Source organism: Agarivorans sp. QJM3NY_30 (assembly GCF_050870855.2).
Classification (GTDB): domain Bacteria; phylum Pseudomonadota; class Gammaproteobacteria; order Enterobacterales; family Celerinatantimonadaceae; genus Agarivorans.
Genome location: NZ_CP194038.2, coordinates 1,469,398 through 1,491,416 on the forward strand (window position 1 = coordinate 1,469,398; position 22,019 = coordinate 1,491,416).

The window sequence follows — 22,019 nt, forward strand, 5'->3', positions numbered from 1 at the left end:
GAGGGAATGTCTGAAGGAAGCCGGACGCAAATCTGCGAGCTGATGAACAAGAACATCATATGAGGCGTAGGCTGGAGGCGAGTTGGCACAAGACAACGAAGCCATGTGATCTAACGGCCACCGTAAATGATGCAGCAGTGCAGAGACAGTGCATGTTCTTATCTGGGGAGGTCTGCTTAACAGGCGATCGTTAAACTCACTAGCTTGGCCGCTAGTTCAACAGGCCTGGCACTTAATTCTCATCAACTTAAGTGAGCAAATACGATGAACAACGATAGCGCTATTTGGGGTAACTCAAACGGTGATTAAGCAGAAGTCAGCAGACGGCATAGTAGCCCAACGCCCATCGTAATGGTTGGGACACGGTGAAGGCCTGAACACTTAGAATAAAGGAGGAGCCTTGTTAAACTTGAACACCCATTCGCCGTCCGGCGTAGATGCGATTCAGCGTAATAACTCGCAGCCAACCTTTAGCCAACATCTATTCGAACATATGCTAACGCGGCAGAATATTCAGCTCGCGTGGCAAGGTGTTCGAGCCAATAAAGGGGCTGCTGGAGTGGATAACATGTCCATTGATGCATTTCCTTCTTGGGCAAAACTACACTGGAAGCAGGTTGCTGCTGCGCTGCGTAATGGCCAGTATCAGCCTAAACCGGTACGCCGTGTGGAGATAGATAAACCCGATGGCGGGAAGCGCCTACTGGGGATCCCAACCGTGCTCGACCGTGTCATCCAGCAAGCCATTGCCCAAGTGCTAACGCCTACCTTTGACCCTAGCTTCTCAGCGAACAGCTTTGGATTTAGGCCAAACAAGAATGGGCAGCAAGCGGTGAAACAAGTGCAAAGCATCATCAAGCAAGGCCGACGCTTTGCCGTTGATGTCGATTTATCTAAATTCTTTGACCGAGTTAACCATGATCTATTAATGAGTCAACTGGGAAATCGAGTTCAAGATAAACGGCTACTGACACTGATTGGAAAATACCTGAGAGCGGGTTTTATCCATAACCAGTGCTATCAGGAAAGTCGAGAAGGTGTACCGCAAGGGGGACCATTATCGCCCTTGCTGGCCAATATCATGCTCGATCCATTGGACAAAGAGCTGGAAAAGCGAGGGCATAAGTTTGCTCGTTACGCCGATGATTTTACCATTTTGCTGAGAAGTCAGCGTGCGGGTGAACGAGTGCTTACGAGCATTAGTAGCTTCTTGCAACGGCGCTTAAAACTTGTGGTTAATACAGCCAAAAGTCAGGTGGTTAAAACGGCGAAGAGTAAGTTCTTAGGGTTTACCTTTAAAGCGGGACGGCTGCAAATTCATGCCAAAACGTTACACCGTTTTAAACAACAAATTAGGCGTCTAACAAACCGTAACTGGGGCGTGTCGATGGGCTATCAGCTATTTAAAGTAAGCCAATACTTGCGAGGATGGATAAACTACTTTGGGATCGCGAATTGCTATCAACTGTGCGTAGATCTAGATCACTGGATAAGGCGCAGAGTGCGAATGGCCTACTGGCGACAGTGGCGAAAACCGAGAACCAAAGTAAGAAATCTGATGCGTAGAGGAGTACATGTTCAAGCCGCGGTAGCCTGTGGCATAACCAGTAAAGGCCCATGGAGAAGCTCGAAAACACCGGGGATCCAACAAGCATTATCGAATGCTTATTTAGCATCCCAAGGTCTATTTGCGCTTCGAGATGGATGGATTAAGCTTCACCATTCTAAGTGAAACGCCCTGTGCGGAGCCGCATGCAGGGTGTTGTGGGGGCTGGAGGCTAGATACCTTCGGCTACCCGATGTACGCCCAGCATGGGCATGAACTAATGAGGTGAAAGTCCTCTGTAGGAAGGTCACCGTTTAATAACACTTTGATTATTAAACGCTAAGGACTAGCGAATGGCAAGGGCATTGCCGCGAGGGAATGTCTGAAGGAAGCCGGACGCCTTTTTATCTAAAGAGAGGGCGAGCTGATGAACAAAAACATCATATGAGGCGTAGGCTGGAGGCGAGTTGGCACAAGACAACGAAGCCATGTGATCTAACGGCCACCGTAAATGATGCAGCAGTGCAGAGAAAAGAGAAAGTGCATGTTCTACTTCTTATAAACAAAGAGTGGGGAGATCTGCTTAACAGGCGATTGTTTAACTCACGCTATGGCGATTTAAGCAGACGGCTTTTTTTTAGATAAAAAGTCCCAATGCCGTTCTATTGTGTAATGGTTGGGACATGGTGAAGGCCTGAACCTGAAAATCAATGAGGAGCCTGTGCAGCTCATTGTCTCCGTATCCGACCGGACTGAGGAGTCATGGCGCAAAAACAGAAGCCATCATTGGAATGCAAAGGAGCTAATCGGCCGTTGTATTTTAACCGTTTTCAGGAAACGCCCTGTGCGGAGCCGCATGCAGGGTGTTGTGGGGGCTGGAGGTTAGATTCCTCCGGCTACCCGATTAGGTGTTACATTTACCAAACTTGCCCGATAAAGAATATTAACAATACCACACTAGCAGAAGTTAAATATGCTTTCCCTATAGGATTACTTTTAGCTTTAGACAAAATATATAATGAACCAACAAAACCTAATATACCAATTAGCCCAATGACTAAGCTAGCAAGAGCGTATGTAAAAGAAGAGCGATATTTGTCGCCACCATGAGCAATCATAGCTTCTGCGCCAAAATTAAAACGCGCAATTTCAGCAGGCTCAGCTACAACTCCTATTACCCAAAAATCTCCGATTCCGTAAACGATAAACATGGAAAGAATAAGTGCCGCTGGAATAAATAAAATAAGATTTTTAACTTTACTGGAAATTTTCATCGAAACCTTTAGTAACACCTAACGCTCAAAGCAGCGGCGGCGTAGCCGTCCAGCCCGTAGGGCGATGCTGCCTTTGCTTGTGTACGCCCAGCATGGGCATGAACTAATGAGGTGAAAGTCCTCTGTAGGAAGGTCACCGTTTAATAACACTTTGATTATTAAACGCTAACTACTAGCGAATGGCAAGGGCGTTACCGTGAGGGAATGTCTGAAGGAAGCCGGACGCCTGTTCTTCAACAAGAAACTAGACACCAATTTAAAAAAAACCTTTCACACTCTCGATAGCCAAGATTACGCTTTTAAATCCCATCATCTTCGCCGAGTAGCGCAAATGAACAAGGGAGCAAAGTTGAAGTCTGTTTGAGCGTAGCGAGTTACTTCAACGCCCTTGAGAATGAGCAACACAGGGTTTAAGAAGATGCAGGGCGAGCTTTCTTTTTGCTTCGTTTTTCTTTGCTCGCCAAAGAAAAATGACGTTGACGTAGGCGAAAGCTTTTACCCCGTTGCTGACACAGAATGACAGAATGGGGCAAAACTGAGTTAGAAAGGATTTTGTATGAGCTATTTTTGATCGTAAAAAATGACGCTCAAAAAAATAAACTAGAATAAACTAGACACCCATTCTAAAAACAAAAACCTTTCACACTCTCGATAGCCAAGATTACGCTTTTAAATCCCATCATCTTCGCCGAGTAGCGCAAATGAACAAGGGAGCAAAGTTGAAGTCTGTTTGAGCGTAGTGTTTACTTCAACGCCCTTGAGAATGAGCAACACAGGGTTTAAGAAGATGCAGGGCGAGCTTTCTTTTTGCTTCGCTAAGCTTTGCTCGTTGAAGCTTAATGACGTCGACGTAGGCGAAAGCTTTTCCCCCGTTGCTAACACAGAATGACAGAATGGGGCAAAACTGAGTTAGAAAGGATTTTGTATGAGCTATTTTTGATCGTAAAAAATGACGCTCAAAAAAATAAACTAGAATAAACTAGACCCCCATTCTAAAAACAAAAACCTTTCATACTCTCGATAGCCAAGATTACGCTTTTAAATCCCATCATCTTCGCCGAGTAGCGCAAATGAACAAGGGAGAAAAGTTGAAGTCTGTTTGAGCGTAGTGTTTACTTCAACGCCCTTGTGAGTGAGCAACGGAGGATCTAAGAAGATGCAGGGTGGCCTTTCTTTTGTATACTTTTCTTTGGCCAGCAAAGAAAAATGATGTCGCCGTAGGCGAAAGCTTTTACCCCGTTGCTAACAAAGAACGGGGCAAAAGCGCGTTAGATACGCACACTCTCAACTGTCAGCTTAGATTGCGAGCTGTATTAAGATGTGTCTGGTCCCATATGAACGATACAGCTAAGTCAAACTAAAGGGGCTGCTTAAGCCCCTTTCTAAGATTTTCTAGTTGGTTGGTTCAACTTGTTATGAGTTAGCTGCAGATTCAGCTTGCTTGGTAACTGCTAAAGCATCTTCAATGAGACTTGACTGGCCGGTGAGCAAATCTTCCAAACAGCCATTGTTTTTATCCACCAAGCCAACCTCTTTTAACATGGCATCAACTAAGGGGGCATTTGCGCGATATCCTAGGGCCGCTTCTGTGACTTGTTCCGCAAGACCGTGACTGTTGGATTCTCCATTTAGCGAGCTGCCATGACCCGCGCCATAGCCTTGGAGAATTTTGATGCCTTCAATGTTCTCTAAAGGCTTCACGGCGCTGGCAACCAACTCAGGTAATATTTTTAGGATCGCCAATGATTTTTGCAGCTCGACCTGTTCATCGCGCAAGGTGTTTTCAGCTTCGTACATTGCTTGTTTACCGGCGGCTTCTACGGCATACACCTTCTCATCGGCTTCGGCTTGGAGTTTTTTGGCATCGGCTTCGGCTTTCGCTTCAATCAAAATGGCAGATGCTTTATCTTGCGCCACTTTCTTTTCGGCATCGGCTTGCACGGTGATACCAACCGCATCACGTTCGGCTTCTTTTAGCGCATCAATCACCTCAATCTCTTTACGACGATTCGCTTCGGCAATTTGGCGCGCGGTAATCACCGCTTCACTTTTCTCAACTTTGACTTTTTCTGCTTCAGCTGCTTTTGCTTGAGCCGCCGATTCTTCTTCTGATTTTTGGGCAATCGCGATTTGTTTATCTTGTCCGGCAACTTCTAAATCACGTTGGCGTTGAATACTGGCTTGTTCTAAGGTTTTACTTTTTTCAATTTCACGAGTTTCAATATCACGAGATTTTTCAATTTCAGCCGCTTCTAAGGCGCGCTCTTTGGCAATTTCGGCTTCCCGCTCTTCTTGCTCTTTCATTTCACGGTTTTTTGAAATTTCGGCTTTTTGTTCGGCTCGTTTAAACGCCAGCACTTGTTCTTGGGTGAGTTTGGCTTCTTGTTCTTGCTTACTCACTTCAAGCGATTGTTTTTCTGCTTCTAGGTTGCGCTGTTCGATCTTAATGCGGTTTTCTTGCTGAATATCGTTGGTTTCTTTACGTTTTTCTTCAATTATTTTAGTTAATCGAGCACGACCTTCGGCATCAAATGCATTGTTTTCATTAAAAAATTGTAAGTCAGTTTGGTCAAAGCCAGTTAAGGAAACAGACTCGAGTTCTAAGCCGTTTTTCTCTAAATCGTTCATCACGTTTTGTTGCACTTTTTGTACAAAGTCTGAACGTTGTTCGTGCATTTCGGTCATCGACATTTCTGCGGCCACCGAACGTAGCACATCGACAAATTTGGACTCCATCAGTTTTTTCAACTCTTCCACACGCATGGTGCGAGTTCCCAAGGTTTGGGCGGCCATCGAAATACCTTCGCTATTCGGTGCAACTCGCAAGTAAAAGTCGGCCTTAACATCAACCCGCATCCGGTCTTTGGTAATCAATGCGTCTTTTTGGGTTTTCTCGACTTCGATACGCAGGGTATTCATATTTACTGGAATGGTTTCATGCACCACTGGCAAGACTATCGCGCCGCCATCTTTCACCACCTTCTCTCCGCCTAAACCGGTTCTGACAAAGGCTGTTTCTTTGGTGGCTCGGATATACAGCTTGGCTAAAATTAAACCAATGGTGAATAGGGCAATAAACCCAATACCGACCCAAATTAAGTAAAAAGCAATGCTGTTACTGTTAACTAATAAATCCACTATTTATCCTTAATGTTCGTTTAATAATTGGTCGAGTTTGCTGGCGGTCCAGTATTTCCGGTGCCGTTCAAGCAATACAATAATTGTTCCCGTTGGGAACGTGTCTTGGTCTTCTAAAGGTTGCACCATTAAGTAATGTTTTTGCCCGTATTGGTCGGTGCATACCGCTTCCGCTGGGCTGCCCACGGTTGCTGTGCCTACCGTTATTCTGGCCTGTAAACCTTTAAAGTCATGCTTAGAAATGGCGCTAGATTGGCTTTTGGGAAATACTCTGGCGATAGTTCTTCCTAAAAAGCGTGCGCTTAAAATGGCAAACAATAATGCTCCCAAGTGAGTCATAGCCGAGGGGAGTAAACCATTGCCACTGGAAAGGCTTAAGTAATTGAGGCTGAGCCCAGCAAGGCCAAAGCTGCTTAAGAATAGAATGATCCAAACCAGCAACGGTAATTGATTTAAATATAACCAACCGAGCAGCCCAGAAATCGCGCCACTATCTACATTGGCGTCCATATCCACGTTAAGATCTATGGGGAGAATGTCATCCAGCATGTTGAGTAGACTCACGCCCACTAATAAGCCTAATATTTCTATAAGAGCCAGCCCAAGCACAAAGGCTAAGGCCAAGCTAAAGCTGGTATTCACATCTGCGAGTAAAAATTGGTACATTCAGCATCCTTTTTACAATAAAAAATTGAAACGAGTCTTCGCTTCATTTCAACAGCATACCTTAAACATTAATCGCTAGTTTGGCGCAAGTTTTCGTTAAAGCCATGACCAATATGGAGCATTCTCGCGACAATTACATTTCCATCATCAAAGTGTTGAGCTTTCTCTGCCTTACTCGCTTGTCGGCATAAACTAGCACGCACACTTATCAAAGCTATTATTTAAATAAACATTAATCTAAGTGGTTGATATTACGCTTTGATTTTTCCACTCTCAAGTGGAAACACTCCGTTTTGCGAATTGTTTAAGGGAGAATGACTGGATATCAAATAACAGGATGTATTTTGTGAACTTACAGGGTTTTATGAAGAGACTGCCAATCATGTGAATTCATGGTGTTGATTTAGATATTTATGAGTCAATTCAAATATTGCAAGGTACGCGAAAGGCATCGTTTGATAAGCAACCATGATTTGCTCTACATATCGATCCTGTCGCGATTTTTACTTTCTAGTGTGGAAGCGCAGATCTTTTAACTTTGCTCGATGTCGATCAATAAGCACAACATACCGCCGATAAGATAAGCCAGCAAATCCATTCCGTCGAAGGTCGCTCCCAAAATAATATGTAATACCGATGAAGGGGCAATGTTCAGCCATTGGTTGATTTGCAGGTACTGTCCCATCTCTATTAAATATGCGATAAGGACTGCCGCAGCAGCCGTTATTTTAGACGAAACATTCACAATACTGGCAAGCAAATAGTGCAGCCACACCACCACGAATACATCTCCCAAGGTCGGTCGAATAAAATCATCTCGCACATAGCAAGCAATCACTATCAACACGATTAGCCACAATAGACTCTTTAATGCATGGGTCAGCGAAAAGCGCAGCCGTGACCTTGAACCAAAGCCGCCATCACGGCTGCTGTTTTTATTTGCATGTTTAAGCTTCTGTGGGGTCACGATTAGTCTCGGTTGTGAGCTCAGATACTGGGTTGCTGCGTTGGTACCAATCTACCTTGCGGGTTAATAACATCACGAAACTCAAAACGACGAAGCACAACAAGGTCCCCATGAGTAATGCGTAATTTTCTGCCTGTAGTAATCCAAATAGAATGCCATAGAGAATTAATAGGCTCATCCCAAACACCATGCCATGTTTGGTGCTATTTAAGATGCCGCCAACATAGATACTCAATAAACTGGTTGATGCAACAGCAGACAATGTATACGCCCAGTTAAAGCCCATATGTTCGCTCATTGAAATTAATAGTAGATAAAATAGTGCAAGTGCCAAACCAACAAAGCCATATTGCACGGGGTGGATCGGTCGCGCTTGAAACAGTTCCAATAAAAAGAAGCTGACAAATACCAGGGTCATAACCAAAAGCGAATAGTTTACCGCGCGATGTGATTTCAGATAGTGGTCTACAGGATCAATAAGGCTTACTCCCATTTGCCGTTGTTCTAAGTCGGCGCAGGAGTCCACGCTCGACAAACAACTTTCAAACCATTGAGCGATATTGGTTGAGAAGTTATTGCTTGACCACTGGGCTTTAAAGCCGGATTCGGAGATGCTGGACGAGACTGGTAAATAGTCACCAATAAAGCTCGGATGTGGCCACGCAGAAGAGAGTTCGACAGTGGAGCGATCACCGATTGGTGCAACTTGTAATGTGCCTGTGCCTTGCAGTAGAAAATTTAGGTCGAAAGCCAAAGGTTTAGTTAAATCGATTTGTTGGAGTTCTAAATTGCTATGAAACCCTTGGGGAAACTGGCTTAGTCCTGTCCCGGGAAAGACTTCAAAGGTCTTTCCCGCTAGGGCCATCTCATCAAGTCTGATTAAGCCCCGGCTATCTCGAACCCCTACAACCATACTTATTTGGGTTATCTCGTATTGACGTAGTGCATCTAACGCTGCAAGTTCAAAAGTTCCTCTTAATGTGGTCTGTGCTTTGTATAGTCGAGCACGATAAATACCCCGATATTTTTCAAAGCTGTCCAGTTGAGCGCTCATGTCAAAAGTTTTGGGTAAGATAAATTTTCGGTTCGCCAATCGGTAAGTTATGCCATTGCGAAGGTCTGGAACCGTGTAGTTCACCATGATAAAAGGACCGATAATATGTTGCTCGCTGCTACTGCTGCGAGCGATGTCGTTGATGACTTGTTCCTGGTTAACTGAACGCTCAGAGATTAGTCCACTGAGCATAGAAACGGGAATTTGAAGCAATATAAGTAAAAACAGCACGAATCCGAATTTCATGCCGAGTTGATGATTGAGGATTTGTTTCATTTTTCATTCTCCTTAACTGATGTTTTTAATTTAAAACAATAGTTTGGAGAATCGATGGAGCTTGTGTAGAGTTTTTATGTAGTTGCTAGGTTTAACGTTACTTTTACGCCCAAGCTTACATTTTTAATCTGAAGGCTACCTTTGTGCAGTTTCATTACCTGGTCTACAAAGTTGAGTCCCAGCCCGCTACTTTTCACTCCGTTTTCGCGTGGCAGAGAATAAAATCGCTCGGTCAATCGCGGCATCGCATAGTCGGGGATATGCGGACCTGAATTATAAATAGATAGATTTACCGCTTCCTTAGAGACAGCAAGCTGCCATTCAATCAAGCCATCTTGCTCAACAAAATCTAAAGCATTATCCATCAAATTATACAGAGCTTGTTTGAGTAAGAAAGACTCGCCAAGCACCACGCTATTTCGGTCGCATTTTATATTGCAAGTCGCTGCTTTGGCACTTAAGCGAGCATCTGCCGCCAGCACAACATCATCCAGTGCTTCTGCGATTGATATTTTCTCTAAGGTTTCTAACTGAGGTCGTTGTTCAAGGCGCGTTAGTTCGAGTAGATTATTTATCAGGGACAGCATTCGGTCACTTTCTCGTTCGATGTTATTTGCGAAACGAGCTATTTTTTCTTCAGGCAAAGGTATTTGTAAAATTTCGCTGGCACCTTTGATGGCTGAAAGTGGGCTTTTTAACTCATGGGTGAGAGTCTGCACATACTTTTCCACGTATTGCTTGCCATCAAGTTTATTGCGCATTTTCTGCAAGGCATCTCCGAGGGCTTGGTACTCATAGGAAATGCGAAAAACTGGTTTGGTGACTTTCTCTCCTTGCCCCAATTTTTTTGCGTAATCTTCGAGTCTGTTGAGTGCCGAATGAATACGCCAGGCGAACAACGCCCCAGCAATAAGCACCAAGCCACTCATCCAAACCATCCAAAACAAAACATTGCGTTTGGAGCGGTCAATAAACGGCTGAACGGAGCGATTGGATTTTGCAACCGTTAAGCTGCCGATGATTTCTCCGTGGTGGTAAATAGGAGCAGCAATATGCATGACCGTTGATAAAGGGTCCTTAGGATCTTCAGTGGAACTGCGCGCACCGTATTGGCCGCGTAGCGTGAGGAATACATCATTCCATTGCGAGTAATCTTTGCCTACATCTTGTTGCCAGGAATCGGCAATGACGATGCCTTGTTGATCGGTAATATAGATGCGGTGATTACTTGCTTTTTCGCCGACGCCCCAAATGTGAGATAGTGGATCTCGCTGGCCATAAGCGCTTAATAATTTCGCAAATCGACTCTCTGACATGTTGCCATTGGCGACATCTTGCTCCGCCAATACGGCAAGCAAGTTTGCCATATCGACCAGTGTTTCTTCCGTGGTTTGGCGTACGGTAGGCTTGAGCTCCAAAATTACGGTTTTGCTTACCATGTAGGCAGTAATTCCAAGCAGGATAAAATAGAGCAAGAACAGTCTAAATCCTAACGGTATCTTCGGCCAGCGGCTCATGACTGCCCCTTTAGACTATAAAAATAACCAAAACCTCGTTTGGTACGAATGCGTTGATGCATGGCAAACGGCTTCAGCTTGTTACGGATAGCTTTAATGTGGGTATCAACATTACGCTCGTAAGCAGCCTCTGGCGCCATATCGGCAGCTATCATCAATTGTTCGCGGCTCAATACATTGGAGGATACCGAAATCAGTTTGTTGAGGATCTTAAACTCTACTGCGGTGAGACCGAGTTTCTGATCGTTGACACAATAGTCAAAATTATCAGCGATTAATTGTTTGGTTGGTATTGGCTGAACTGCTGCAAGCGCTGGCGTCATTGTTCGAGATTTAATGCGCAGCTTGATTCTTGCTAACATTTCTCTGGGGCTAAACGGTTTGGTTACGTAGTCATCTGCGCCTATTTCCAAACCAACCACTCGATCTATCTCTTCGTTTCTCGCGGTCAGAAAGATGATCGGCAGATCAGAAAACTCGCGAATGGTTTTGCACAGTTCAAAACCATTCCCATCGGGTAAGCCGACATCCAACACTAACAAAGCAACGGCGTTCTCTTTCAAAAACGCTAAGCCTTCACCTGCCGTTGCAACCCACTGAGGGCAATAGCCATCCATTGCTAATACATAAATGAGATTTTCAGCAATTGCTGGTTCATCTTCAATGATGAGTACCGTTAATTTTTCATTCAATGTTCGAACTCCACAAAACGACTTACTGGCTATTTATTGCGATGTAAAAGCCAACCCTGTGGTTAGCTCTCAGGTTTTGAATCACAGGCTATCGAATTAGTTTTATCATGGCAAAAAATAAAACAGAGAAGCTAGTCCCGTTTAAATACTCAGCGAATGAAGAGGGATTAAAGTGCCAGGCAAGAGCTGTTCAGATTTGGCTGGACAACAATCATGAGTTGGAGTCGAGACTGAGGGCTCTCAATGTTGGCTTACATGACGTCGCAAACGGTTTTACTATCAACAAATTGTTCGAAACTTACTATCTTACTATCTTTCAGTGTCCATAAGTGGGCAACTCTGGCTTTGAAATGCTTGCCGGTTGTCTTATAGGTTCCACTATAAGTACCATAAGCAAAAACCTTGTCACCTGACGCAACATAGTCTTCAACTGCAAAATTATAGCCATCCCATTCGCTGGCTAAACGCGCAAACACATTTTTTTCAATTTCGTCAAATCCTTGGTACGTTCCCGCATAAGGAAAGCCAGCCGCTTCGGTCCATTGAGTGTCAGCGCTTAGGTAACGTTTGAGGTTTTTGCCGTTTTCTTCCGAGGTTTTACCTTCATAGGTACTTTTTACAATATCAAGATTAGTCATCGAGTTAGTCTCCTAATTAAAAATCTCTTGATGGTCATAGTCATAGGACCGTGTTTGGATATGCCTTAAGCATAACGAACACAAGGCGGTTCGAATAGCCTTAAATGAAGCTAAAATTTAGCTTAAGAGATGGCCTGTGAAGACTTCATCGCGGGTTCAGTGTTGAAGGTATTTTGGACTGCATGGGGAAATGAGCTGGTTTGGCCTGCGTATAAGATCATCGCGATTGTTAAACACGACGACATCGCCATGCTGTGTTTTGCTAGCAGAGCAGCCAAACACGCGATTGCCTTGCTTGCTAAAAGGCGAATAGCGGCTTGGCGCAAATCACTAAAGTATTTTAACGACGTCTTCAAATGCGAGACGAGGTCCTCTCGGATAGTTTTGTGCTGCATCCCCATAGCCAAAATTGATGATGAAGTTAGATTTATAACGCCCCTCAGGGAAGAAGCTGTCATCGACCAGTTTGTTATCAAAGCCACTCATTGGGCCGCAATCTAAACCCAGGCTGCGAGCTGCCATGATGAAATAGGCGCCTTGCAAACTTGAATTTCTAAAAGCGGTTGCATCGCGGAAACTTGCATCATTTGCAAACATGTCTTTGGCTGTTGGATAAGCGGGGAATTGCTCTGGTAGATGATTATAAAACTGCTCGTCAGAGGCAATGATGACCGAGGCTGGTGCCGCGAGGCTCTTTTGCTGATTCCCAGGCGCTAAGGCTTTATTTAACTTTTCTTTTGCGTCGGCACTTTTAACGACCACATAATAACCGGGTTGGCAGTTCATGGATGTTGGCGCCCATTTCATTAATTCATAAAGTTCTTTAATCAATTCATCGGGTACCGCTTTATCTAAGAAAGCATTAAATGTTCGGGCTTCTGTAAACAGCTGGTTTAGAGCCTGTGCATCTAGTTTGGTAGTCATATTCTTCTCCGGTTCATGTGGGTAAGTATTTTGTTATTCACGAATGAAGTTTCAATTTATAGTTTGGTTTGCGTTGTATGCTTTTATATTAGCTAACCGTTGCTCAAGCTAACCGTAATAACTATTGTGGTCGAATTTAGTGAATGTGCCATCAAAATAGTTAAATGCACTCCGGAATCCCCTAAATTTTTTAAGTCACTCCGATAGTTGTGATTTTCGCCAGCAAGAGCGAGCACATGGTTAGCGATGGGCCATATATGGATGGTTATATGCGGATGCTTATAGACGATTGTAATTGTAAGCGATTAGGTGAGGTATGAAGTGGCCTTAGCAGGATGATAAGCCGTAAGATTAATACCCATCTAACTCATTATCTGTTGATTGTTGCGGGCCTAAATCACCGCTAACTGGGTTCTGTATTTGGTCATTAAAGCCACTGGTGACTGTAGTTCATGCTTGGTTATCGGCAGATTTATGCTGCGCAATCTGTGGATCATATAATGAATCAGTTTGCTATAATATGACGTTTTAGGCTAGCCAAGCGTGCCAGCGATTATGCTGACACCTGCTCGATAAACCTAAGTGAGCGCTTAACCCGAAGTTTATACAAATTAGCTTAGCTATTGGAAGTTAGTGCTGTTTGTATCGAGCGAGTCGCAGGGAAATTACACTGCTGCTGGCTCTAAGCATGTTGAAGCGGTGGATCACTTTCTCACAGGTCTAGATTTCGAGTTAAAACTTCTGCGGATGTAATAATTCGTTTTGTCCGATAAAGCTCTGGATGTTTTTCATCGTCGGCGTAGCCAACGGGCTCTCCAGCACCAGTATTAACAAACCAAGAGTTTTCTGGTTTACGATCACCCAGCAGTTTTTTAAATTCGGTTGGCTTAACACCAATGGCTTTAGCTGCCGCATTGTAGGTGCAGCGAGTCTTAATATTGTTCAGGTAATCTCGGATGATGATTATTTTATCCAGCATTAAAAAGTAATTCCTCGAAAGTTAACGCCAAGCTCAGGCTTGTTGCCCGCTTGGCTTATTTCACCTATCAAGATAGGCCATTTTGTTGTATCACATGAAGCGCTAGGTTATGGCATCTTCGGGTACATTTTCTTGATATTGCGGAACACCATCTGCGATAGTTTTCCAGTTTGCTTTAGAGCCCACTAAATATGTCTTCCCAGTTCAATGTGAGGATCTTCGTTAATACAAGCTAAAGTTACCCCGTGGACTCTACCATTATAGAGGCCACAATGTGTTGAACCGCATTGACTACAAAATTGCAGGCCAAATCCATGTTTACCCACATAAGAAGTCAGTAAGGTTTCACCAGACACCCATTTGAATTTATTTGCATCAACTAAAGCATAAGCCGAGGCTTGCAAACTGAATGCCTTGCGGCATTGGGAACAATGACAGGAACGAGCATCTCGTAATACGCCATTAATACAATATTTGATTTCCCCACAGAAACACTCACCAGTGATAGGCATCCACTTCCCTTGATAGATTAACCTGTATAAATCTAGCACGATTTGCTTGGTTTATGCATTTCAAAGAGAAAAGTGATGCTGTTTAGGGTGTTGATATCTGCAAAGATGCGCCCATTTTACACGACATAGCCGTGATCAACATCCGTTCGATCAACAAACCTAGCAAAAAAACATCAAAGTCTGGTTAAGCATCTTGGCATCGTTGATGGCTTAAGGGGCTGGCGGTTGCCGGTAGTTGCCGATGCTTGCCAAAGTTCTCGCTATTGGTTCTCTGAGCATATGGGATGCGAAGTGAGTGCTTGGCCTACTTTGTTAAGCCTTGCTTGGATTAGATGTTCTCCCTGCTAGCAAAGCGGTTCGACGCGCTTAGAACGTTAATGATGGATAGTGATATTCGCCGAGTCGTTGTTCAGGTCTCACTTCTGTGAGTGTTTGAGCGATTTTTTAGTCCTTCGTTCGCAATATGAGCAAAGGCTGGTGATTTGCTCTTTAGTCATGGCTGTGACGTCGTTTGCTCGCCTTTCTCTCGCCTTTCTCTCGCTTATCCGCTTGAAGCTGCATATTGCTTTCACAAGCTCAATATTTTCGGTGTCGCTATCTTGCCGCGGTTGTAAAAAACATTGAGTTGTCATTATGAGTGATTTTTCCTGCGGAACCTCTGTTCAATACAAGCCCCCTCATAAACTTTTGTAAATTTGAATCTGAGCAGCTTTATCTTTAAAAAAATACACGATTAATTTCTATTCCTTACAAAACGTGAAGTTATTGTGTGTCGATAATCGTTTTAATAGCCCCATCAAGAAAGGGGAATTAAAACAATGAAGTCAGTGATTGCGGTTGACCTCGGTGCGTCTAGTGGACGTGTCATGGTTGGATATTTAAGCGAAGGAAAGCTTACTTTAGAAGAACTCCATCGTTTTAAAAATCATCAAGTTAAAGTGAACCAGCAGCTTTGCTGGGACCTTTATTCGATTTTAGAAGAAATCAAAATTGGCATTAATAAGGTATTGGATAAAAACATTCATGTTGCCTCGCTCGCGATTGATACTTGGGGCGTTGATTTTGTATTACTCGACCAATTTGGTCGTCATCTGGGGGAGTTTGTCAGCTATCGAGATCAGCGTACTCAAGGGATCCAAGAAAAATTAATTCGTGAGAGTGGCATTAGCCGACAGGATATCTACGGGATAACCGGCATTCAATTTTTGCCGTTTAATAGCATTAATCAGTTAAAAGCGATTACCGATAGCCAGCCAGAGTGGTTAGAGCAAGTGGATAGCTTGCTGTTTATACCAGATTACCTTAATTACAAGCTTTGCGGAGTGAAGCATTGTGAATACACCAATGCGTCGACCAGCCAGTTATTGGCTTGTGATGATCAGTCGTGGTCGCCTGCTTTAGTCGAAGCCTGTGGGGCGAAGCTCGACTGGTTTTTACCGCCAAGCCTGCCAAATCGTATGATTGGCCAATATCATTTGGGAAACATCAGCATCCCAGTTTGTTCCGTTGCTAGCCATGATACAGCCTCTGCGGTCGCGGCCACGCCTATTTTTGACCAGCATTGCGCTTATTTAAGTTCTGGAACCTGGTCCTTGTTGGGTATTGAAAGTGAGCAAGCTTATACCTGTAATAAAGCTTTCGCTTATAACTTAACCAATGAAGGTGGGGTGAATGGGCGTTACCGGGTTCTGAAGAACATTATGGGTTTGTGGCTGATCCAGCAGATTAAAGCGGAGAATCCATCTTTAGCTTTTAGTGATATTGCGGCGCTGGCAAAGATGGCCAAGCCTTTCGAATTTATCATCAACCCCAATGACGATGCCTTTTTAAACCCCGCGTCGATGACTAGCGCGATTAAAGCGTGGTTTAAGCAGCGCTCACAACCCTCTCCCGAAACGCTTGCTCAAGTGGTGCGCTGCATTTATGACAGCTTAGCCTTGGCCTACGCCAGCGTGTTGGGTCAGTTAGCTGAAGTTTCGGGTCGAAACCTGCAGGAGCTGCGTATTGTTGGCGGAGGAACGCAAGATCAATTCTTGAATCAACTGTGTGCCGATGTTTGTGAGATCAAGGTTTCGACCGAACCGACCGAAGCCTCGGCACTTGGCAACGTGGTGAATCAATTTATCGCTCTGGGTGTCATAGCCAATCTTGAACAGGCGCGCCAGCTGGTGCACCACTCTTCTGAAGTGAAAATCTTTGAACCACAGCCTATCGCTTCACTTCAAGCAATTAAAAATCAATATAAACAAATCATTAAGTAGGTACTGAAATGAGTAAAGAACAAGTTATTAGCGCTTATCACTATGCCAAAGAAGTATTTGAAAAACATGGGGTCGATACCGAGCATGCTTTGCAAGCTCTGAATGAAACTGCGATCTCCATCCACTGTTGGCAGGGGGATGATGTGCGCGGTTTTGAATCGCCTGATGTTGCGCTTAGTGGCGGGATACAGGCGACCGGAAACTATCCGGGTGCCGCAAAAACGCCCGCCGAGCTGCGCGCCGATATGGAGCAAGCATTTTCTCTCATTCCGGGTAAAAAACGGGTGAACTTACATGCGATTTATTTAGATACCGACCAGAAGGTAGAGCGAGATCAACTTAAACCTGAACATTTTGCGACTTGGGTTGAGTGGGCAAAACAGCAACATTTAGGCTTGGATTTTAATCCTACTCTGTTCTCTCATCCAAAGGCGGATGATGGCTTTACTTTGTCGCACCCAGATAAGGCGGTACGGGATTTTTGGATTGACCATGTGAAGGCTTGTCGCAAAATTTCTGAATACTTTGGCCGGGAGTTAGGCAGTCCTTCGGTGATGAATATTTGGATCCCCGATGGCATGAAAGATCAACCGATTGATCGTTTATCGCCTCGTCAGCGCTTGGCTGAATCCTTAGATTTAGCTTTGGTTGAAAAAATTGACGAGCAATATCATAAGGATGCGGTAGAAAGTAAGCTGTTTGGCATCGGTGCCGAGGCTTACACCGTGGGCAGTAATGAGTTCTATCTTGGCTATGCCGCTACCCGTAATATTGCACTTTGCCTTGATGCCGGCCATTTCCATCCCACTGAATGTATTAGTGATAAGATCAGTGCCTGCTCCATCTATATCCGCGATTTGTTACTGCATGTGACCCGCCCGATCCGTTGGGATTCGGATCACGTGGTGTCATTTGACGATGAAACTCAAGCCATTATGCGCGAAATCGTACGTAACAATTTAAATGACCGAGTCTCAATCGGCCTTGATTTCTTTGATGCTTCGATTAACCGCATTGCCGCCTGGGTCATTGGAACCCGTAACGCGCAAAAAGCCTTGCTCAAAGCGCTACTAGAGCCGGTCTCAAAATTAAAAGCGGCTGAGCAGAGTTACGATTACACCTCTCGCTTCGGTCTTATCGAAGAGGCGCATTCACTGCCTTGGCAAGCGGTATGGGATTACCACTGCTTACAGAGTGGTGTGCCAGTCGGCTTTGATTGGATCCACCAAGTAAAAGATTACGAAGCGACCGCTTTATTGGCGAGATAGCTTCACAGTAACGGCTTGCCGAAACTGTGATAATCGCGGCGAGCCAACAAACTCTTACTCTACAAAATAATTTAAAAGGAATAAAAATATGTCTGTAGTAGCAGGTATTGGCTGGCACTTGGTTGGAGCGGCATCCGCGGCGGCCTTTTACGCGCCCTATAAAAAAGTGAAGGGCTGGTCGTGGGAATTGATGTGGTCGATTGGCGGGCTATTTTCTTGGGTATTAATGCCGTGGTTAGTGACGTCGATGTTGGTGCCTAACTTCAGCGAATTTTACTCGCAGATCCCGATGTCGACCTTCGTGATGATGATGTTTTGTGGCGCGATGTGGGGGATCGGTAACATCACCTATGGTTTAACTATGCGCTATCTTGGTCTCTCCATGGGGATTGGTATTGCGATTGGTTTGAACCTTGCGGTTGGAACACTTCTCCCACCGATTATTCGCGGCGAACTGATGACTTTGGTCCATTCCGATGGGGGCAGCCTAACTTTTGTTGGTATTTTCATTGCGTTAATTGGTATTGCCATTGTCGCTTATGCCGGAAATGAGAAAGAGAAGGCGCTGGGCGAGAAAGCGGAAGAATTTAACCTCAAGAAAGGGGTGACCTTAGCGATTATTTGCGGCATTTTTTCTGCCGGATTTGCCTTCGGTTTAGAAGCGGCTGCACCGATTAAAGCGCAGTCAGCGGCTTTAGGGATTAATTACTTGTATGTGGCGATGCCCGCTTTCGGCTTCATCATGGGCGGTGGCGCGATCGTTAACTTCGGCTTTTGTTTGTATCACATCATTACCAATAAAGACATTTCGGTACGAGCCGACATGTCGCTAGGGAAAGGTTTGATGCTCCGTAACCTATTGTTTACCGCGATGGGCGGGATCATGTGGTACCTGCAGTTCTTTTTCTATGGTTGGGGCGAAGCTTCAGTGCCAGAGCACCTTAGCTACATCAATTGGATGTTACACATGTCGGGCTATGTTCTGTTTGGCGGTGTGATTGGTTTAGTGATGGCCGAATGGAAAGGCGTTGGTACTCGTCCAGTACGGATCTTAATCCTTGGTTTATTGGTCATTACTGCCGCAGCGAACGTGGTTGGTTTAGGTATGGCGGCTTAAGGAGTTAAATCATGAAAAGAAAAACATTTGTGATGTACGTTAACCCAGCTTGCCACGACGAATATCAAAAACGGCATGATGAAATTTGGCCAGAGATGAAAACGCTGCTCAGTTCTCATGGGGTACACAATTATTCTATCCATTTACTGGCCGAGCAAAATTTATTGTTTGCTTATGCTGAAGTGGAGAGTGATGCGCAGTGGGATGCGATTGCTGATACCGAGATATGTAAAAAATGGTGGGTTTATATGAAGGATGTAATGCCTTCAAATCCAAACAACTCACCGCTTTCAAAATCACTCAAAGAGGTTTTTTATCTACAATGATTTCATTAAATGATGCTGTTAAAACTGAGATTGCCAAGGTAACGGAAGTATCGCAATACCTTTGGCAGCGCGAGTGGGCAGAGCGCAATGGCGGTAATATTTCCGTTGATCTAAGTGAGTTGATGGATGACGTGGTGTGTGATGCACCGATTAAACCGTTACCGGTTCAACTCCCTTTAGCCAGCGCTAATCGTATTTATTATGTAAAGGGGACAGGCCAACGAATTCGAGAATTACGCGACGCGGCATACGCCGGCTGCATATTGCGGATTAATGCCGACGCCAATGCTTACCAAATTCTTTGGGGGGGGAAGGCGAGCGAAGATTTTGCGCCCACTTCTGAGTTTATTAGCCACATTAAAATTTTGCTGGCTCAGCGAAACGCCAAGGTGCCACATCGAGCCGTTGTACATACCCATCCTTTGGAGTTGATTGCTTTGTCTCATCATCCCAAAATTGCTCAAAGCAGTGAATTATTCACTCACACTTGTTGGAAAATGTTACCCGAAGTGCGGGCCTTTGTGCCACGGGGGATTGGTGTGGTGCCTTATTGCCTGCCATCGTCTGAGGAGATGGCCGATAAAACCTCCGATGTTTTAATGACGCACGATGTTGCGATTTGGGAAAAACACGGCGCAACCGCTTCGGGTGGGGATGTATTACAGGCTTTTGATTCTATCGATGTCGCGAATAAGGGAGCCAAGCTGTATCTGATGTGTCTTGCCTCTGGTTATGAGCCGGATGGCGTCAGCCAAGAAAACATGGATATTTTAAAACGAGAATTTAATTTGTGAGGTCATGATGTCTGTATTTAAACTCGCGTTTCCTAAGATTAACTTTTCTGGCGTTGGTGCCATTGAAGCATTAATTGAACGTTTATTGCTTGAGCACCAAGGCGACGCAGGCCTGTTAATTTGCGACCCGGCAATGGTCAAGCTCGGTTTTAGCAATAAGCTATTACTTAGTGAACTCAACTTGACGTTGTTCTCAGCGGTGCGGCCGAATCCCGACACCAATACGGTGAATAGCGCTTTTGATCTGTTCGTTAGCAGCGGTGCCAAATACTTAATTGGTTTTGGGGGCGGTAGTGCTATCGACACCGCCAAAGCGGTAAGAATTTTGTCGGCTAACCCTGGGCCTATTGCTAAATATAATGGGGTCGAACAAGTTGCTCAGTTAGGTGTGCCACTATACGCCATAAATACCACTGCAGGCACCGCCGCTGAAGTGACCAGTAATGCGGTGATTACCGACACCGAGACACATGTGAAGCATGTTCTTATCTCGGATAAAATTATTCCTGATGTTTCGGTGAATGATCCCTCGGTGATGTTGGGGATCCCTAGCGCCATTACTGCTGCAACGGGGATCGATGCCTTGACCCATGCCATTGAATCTTATGTGTCGCAGGGGGCGCATAAGCTAACCGACTACATTTCACTAGAAGCGATTAAAACCATTGCTGAATATCTGCCACAAGCAGTCGATGATGGCAGTCGTATAGAAGCCCGAGAAATGATGGCCTATGGGCAGTTTATTGCAGGCTTATCTTTTAATAGTGCGGGATTGGGGATGGTGCATGCTATGGCTCACCCTGCAGGTGCGCAGAAAGATCTCCCCCATGGTGTTTGTAACGCCATATTGTTGCCAATTGTTAGTGAATTCAACCGCCCGTATCGGGTTGAAAAATTCGCAAAAATAGCTCAAGCCTTAGGGTTGGATACTTCTGAACTCAGCCCCGAACAAGCCAGTTTTGCTGCAATTCAAGGGCTTAAAGACTTGAATCGCAGAGTTGGGATCCCGAGTGGATTTGCTGAACTGGGAGTGAGTGCGCAAGATACCCTCGCATGGGTTGACGATGCATTGGCAGATCCTTGTGCGGGCGGGAATCCACAGCCGATGACTCGGGAGCAAGTGGTGGCCTTATATCAACAATCCTTATAGATAGTTGGGCTGAGAGCCTGCTCTCAGCTTTTTAATGGGGGTTGTCTGATAATCATTCAAAATGACGGGGGAAGCGAATGTTACATCTAAAATCAGAAGAATTTGTTGGAACAAAATCTAGTATTAAGGTGTTGAATCGTGACCCTCAATTTGATTACCCAGAACACTGTCACGACTTTTCTGAGCTTATTTTAGTCAGTGCTGGTAGTGGTGTACATATTGTAAATGGCTTGCAGAAAGTGGTGTTGCCAAATACTTTGGCTTGCGTCAGCGACAATGATTACCATCAGTACGTGGATAATCGTGATGTCACCTTGGTCAATATTCTCTATAACAAACATCAGCTCAATCTAAGTCCTAAAGCAGTGAATGTGATTAAACATTTAGAGGATGGTGCGACCAATCTATTAATCACCGAAGACTCATTTGAGCCTATTTTGGCAATAGCGGATAATATGCGTATTGAGCAGCAACGCGAGTATAAACATTCTGAGGTGATGGTGTCGTTAATGTTTGAGCAGTTGTTGTTGACGATAGATCGTTTGAACATGACTCAGATTGATAATTCCCCCTTAATGAATGCCATTGTTTTTCTGATTAATAATTATAGAGAACAGGATCTTTCGGTGCAGCAGATCTGTGATTCTTTTCAGGTCAGTTCACGAGCCTTAAGCAATAAGATATCGCAGCTCACAGGCTCTTCGACCAATAAGTTTTTGAACCAATTACGAATTAGAAAAGCGATGACTTTAATCGAAACGGGTCTTTCAATTACTGATGTTGCTTATCGGGTGGGTTATAACGATAGTAATTACTTCAGTACCAAGTTTAAATGCATTACTGGTCAAAGCCCGAGCGCCTATAAAAGCCATACACTTTAACCACTTAGAGAACTGACAATATTTTACTCCTCGCTGTTA

The 22,019-nt window shown here is 44.6% G+C and carries 19 protein-coding genes; 8 read left to right on the forward strand and 11 right to left on the reverse strand.

Translation table 11 applies throughout. The annotated features are described in order from the left end of the window. Positions 1-400 precede the first annotated feature (400 nt). Positions 401-1,732 carry a group II intron reverse transcriptase/maturase gene (gene ltrA, locus ACRRSX_RS06730; RefSeq protein ID WP_432453967.1) on the forward strand — a complete coding sequence of 444 codons (1,332 nt, stop codon included), beginning with the start codon at positions 401-403 and terminating at the stop codon, positions 1,730-1,732. 731 nt (positions 1,733-2,463) lie between these two features. Here the strand turns inward: ltrA and ACRRSX_RS06735 are convergent. From ACRRSX_RS06735 to ACRRSX_RS06785, 11 genes are all read right to left on the reverse strand, one after another. Continuing rightward, on the reverse strand, positions 2,464-2,820 hold the full coding sequence (locus ACRRSX_RS06735) for a hypothetical protein (RefSeq protein WP_432453966.1): 357 nt from the start codon (positions 2,818-2,820) through the stop codon (positions 2,464-2,466). A 1,413-nt stretch (positions 2,821-4,233) separates the two neighbouring features. Further along, positions 4,234-5,931 carry a flotillin family protein gene (locus tag ACRRSX_RS06740; protein ID WP_432456195.1) on the reverse strand — a complete coding sequence of 566 codons (1,698 nt, stop codon included), beginning with the start codon at positions 5,929-5,931 and terminating at the stop codon, positions 4,234-4,236. A 36-nt stretch (positions 5,932-5,967) separates the two neighbouring features. Further along, positions 5,968-6,624, reverse strand: a complete 657-nt coding sequence (locus ACRRSX_RS06745) for an OB-fold-containig protein (RefSeq protein WP_432453965.1) — start codon at positions 6,622-6,624, stop codon at positions 5,968-5,970. Between the two features lie 532 nt (positions 6,625-7,156). Next, complete coding sequence (locus ACRRSX_RS06750) at positions 7,157-7,591, reverse strand: DUF2809 domain-containing protein (protein ID WP_432453964.1); 435 nt, start codon at positions 7,589-7,591, stop codon at positions 7,157-7,159. Further along, the gene (creD, locus tag ACRRSX_RS06755) at positions 7,572-8,921 is read right to left on the reverse strand and encodes a cell envelope integrity protein CreD (RefSeq protein WP_432453963.1); all 1,350 of its coding nucleotides are present in this window, start codon (positions 8,919-8,921) and stop codon (positions 7,572-7,574) included. The genes ACRRSX_RS06750 and creD overlap by 20 nt, the downstream gene beginning before the upstream one ends. A 74-nt stretch (positions 8,922-8,995) precedes the next feature. After that, a complete protein-coding gene (gene creC / locus ACRRSX_RS06760; RefSeq protein WP_432453962.1) occupies positions 8,996-10,438 on the reverse strand; it encodes a two-component system sensor histidine kinase CreC in 1,443 nt (480 codons plus the stop codon). Then, on the reverse strand, positions 10,435-11,130 hold the full coding sequence (locus tag ACRRSX_RS06765) for a response regulator (protein WP_432453961.1): 696 nt from the start codon (positions 11,128-11,130) through the stop codon (positions 10,435-10,437). The genes creC and ACRRSX_RS06765 overlap by 4 nt, the downstream gene beginning before the upstream one ends. A gap of 251 nt (positions 11,131-11,381) precedes the next feature. Beyond that, positions 11,382-11,768: a nuclear transport factor 2 family protein gene (locus tag ACRRSX_RS06770; protein ID WP_432453960.1), complete on the reverse strand. Its 387-nt coding sequence runs from the start codon at positions 11,766-11,768 to the stop codon at positions 11,382-11,384. 330 nt (positions 11,769-12,098) lie between these two features. Then, the gene (locus tag ACRRSX_RS06775) at positions 12,099-12,692 is read right to left on the reverse strand and encodes a malonic semialdehyde reductase (protein WP_432453959.1); all 594 of its coding nucleotides are present in this window, start codon (positions 12,690-12,692) and stop codon (positions 12,099-12,101) included. 712 nt (positions 12,693-13,404) lie between these two features. Beyond that, complete coding sequence (locus tag ACRRSX_RS06780) at positions 13,405-13,671, reverse strand: hypothetical protein (RefSeq protein ID WP_432453958.1); 267 nt, start codon at positions 13,669-13,671, stop codon at positions 13,405-13,407. A 185-nt stretch (positions 13,672-13,856) separates the two neighbouring features. Continuing rightward, positions 13,857-14,183 (reverse strand): GFA family protein, encoded by a 327-nt coding sequence (locus ACRRSX_RS06785; RefSeq protein WP_432453957.1) that lies wholly within the window; start codon positions 14,181-14,183, stop codon positions 13,857-13,859. A gap of 818 nt (positions 14,184-15,001) precedes the next feature. On the opposite strand from ACRRSX_RS06785, the gene rhaB reads away from it, so the two are divergent. From rhaB to ACRRSX_RS06820, 7 genes are all read left to right on the forward strand, one after another. After that, entirely contained in the window at positions 15,002-16,444 is a 1,443-nt protein-coding gene (gene rhaB, locus ACRRSX_RS06790) for a rhamnulokinase (RefSeq protein WP_432453956.1), read from the forward strand. Positions 16,445-16,452: 8 nt separating this feature from the next. Beyond that, positions 16,453-17,712, forward strand: coding sequence for an L-rhamnose isomerase (locus tag ACRRSX_RS06795; RefSeq protein ID WP_432453955.1), 1,260 nt, complete (start codon positions 16,453-16,455; stop codon positions 17,710-17,712). Between the two features lie 88 nt (positions 17,713-17,800). Continuing rightward, a complete protein-coding gene (locus tag ACRRSX_RS06800; RefSeq protein WP_432453954.1) occupies positions 17,801-18,829 on the forward strand; it encodes an L-rhamnose/proton symporter RhaT in 1,029 nt (342 codons plus the stop codon). A gap of 11 nt (positions 18,830-18,840) precedes the next feature. Continuing rightward, positions 18,841-19,155, forward strand: a complete 315-nt coding sequence (rhaM, locus tag ACRRSX_RS06805; RefSeq protein ID WP_432453953.1) for an L-rhamnose mutarotase — start codon at positions 18,841-18,843, stop codon at positions 19,153-19,155. Next, positions 19,152-19,949: a rhamnulose-1-phosphate aldolase gene (rhaD, locus tag ACRRSX_RS06810; RefSeq protein ID WP_432453952.1), complete on the forward strand. Its 798-nt coding sequence runs from the start codon at positions 19,152-19,154 to the stop codon at positions 19,947-19,949. The genes rhaM and rhaD overlap by 4 nt, the downstream gene beginning before the upstream one ends. A gap of 4 nt (positions 19,950-19,953) precedes the next feature. After that, a complete protein-coding gene (locus ACRRSX_RS06815; RefSeq protein WP_432453951.1) occupies positions 19,954-21,099 on the forward strand; it encodes an iron-containing alcohol dehydrogenase in 1,146 nt (381 codons plus the stop codon). A gap of 77 nt (positions 21,100-21,176) precedes the next feature. Further along, positions 21,177-21,980 carry a helix-turn-helix domain-containing protein gene (locus ACRRSX_RS06820; protein WP_432453950.1) on the forward strand — a complete coding sequence of 268 codons (804 nt, stop codon included), beginning with the start codon at positions 21,177-21,179 and terminating at the stop codon, positions 21,978-21,980. Positions 21,981-22,019 lie beyond the last annotated feature (39 nt).

What these genes read in the sequence shown, in the direction of transcription:
- ACRRSX_RS06735 (WP_432453966.1), bottom strand. Translation starts at nt 2,820, where the DNA reads ATGAAAATTTCCAGTAAAGTTAAAAATCTTATTTTATTTATTCCAGCG.
- ACRRSX_RS06745 (WP_432453965.1), bottom strand. Translation starts at nt 6,624, where the DNA reads ATGTACCAATTTTTACTCGCAGATGTGAATACCAGCTTTAGCTTGGCC.
- creD (WP_432453963.1), bottom strand. Translation starts at nt 8,921, where the DNA reads ATGAAACAAATCCTCAATCATCAACTCGGCATGAAATTCGGATTCGTG.
- creC (WP_432453962.1), bottom strand. Translation starts at nt 10,438, where the DNA reads ATGAGCCGCTGGCCGAAGATACCGTTAGGATTTAGACTGTTCTTGCTC.
- ACRRSX_RS06770 (WP_432453960.1), bottom strand. Translation starts at nt 11,768, where the DNA reads ATGACTAATCTTGATATTGTAAAAAGTACCTATGAAGGTAAAACCTCG.
- ACRRSX_RS06775 (WP_432453959.1), bottom strand. Translation starts at nt 12,692, where the DNA reads ATGACTACCAAACTAGATGCACAGGCTCTAAACCAGCTGTTTACAGAA.
- ACRRSX_RS06780 (WP_432453958.1), bottom strand. Translation starts at nt 13,671, where the DNA reads ATGCTGGATAAAATAATCATCATCCGAGATTACCTGAACAATATTAAG.
- ACRRSX_RS06785 (WP_432453957.1), bottom strand. Translation starts at nt 14,183, where the DNA reads ATGCCTATCACTGGTGAGTGTTTCTGTGGGGAAATCAAATATTGTATT.
- rhaB (WP_432453956.1), top strand. Translation starts at nt 15,002, where the DNA reads ATGAAGTCAGTGATTGCGGTTGACCTCGGTGCGTCTAGTGGACGTGTC.
- ACRRSX_RS06795 (WP_432453955.1), top strand. Translation starts at nt 16,453, where the DNA reads ATGAGTAAAGAACAAGTTATTAGCGCTTATCACTATGCCAAAGAAGTA.
- ACRRSX_RS06800 (WP_432453954.1), top strand. Translation starts at nt 17,801, where the DNA reads ATGTCTGTAGTAGCAGGTATTGGCTGGCACTTGGTTGGAGCGGCATCC.
- rhaM (WP_432453953.1), top strand. Translation starts at nt 18,841, where the DNA reads ATGAAAAGAAAAACATTTGTGATGTACGTTAACCCAGCTTGCCACGAC.
- rhaD (WP_432453952.1), top strand. Translation starts at nt 19,152, where the DNA reads ATGATTTCATTAAATGATGCTGTTAAAACTGAGATTGCCAAGGTAACG.
- ACRRSX_RS06815 (WP_432453951.1), top strand. Translation starts at nt 19,954, where the DNA reads ATGATGTCTGTATTTAAACTCGCGTTTCCTAAGATTAACTTTTCTGGC.
- ACRRSX_RS06820 (WP_432453950.1), top strand. Translation starts at nt 21,177, where the DNA reads ATGTTACATCTAAAATCAGAAGAATTTGTTGGAACAAAATCTAGTATT.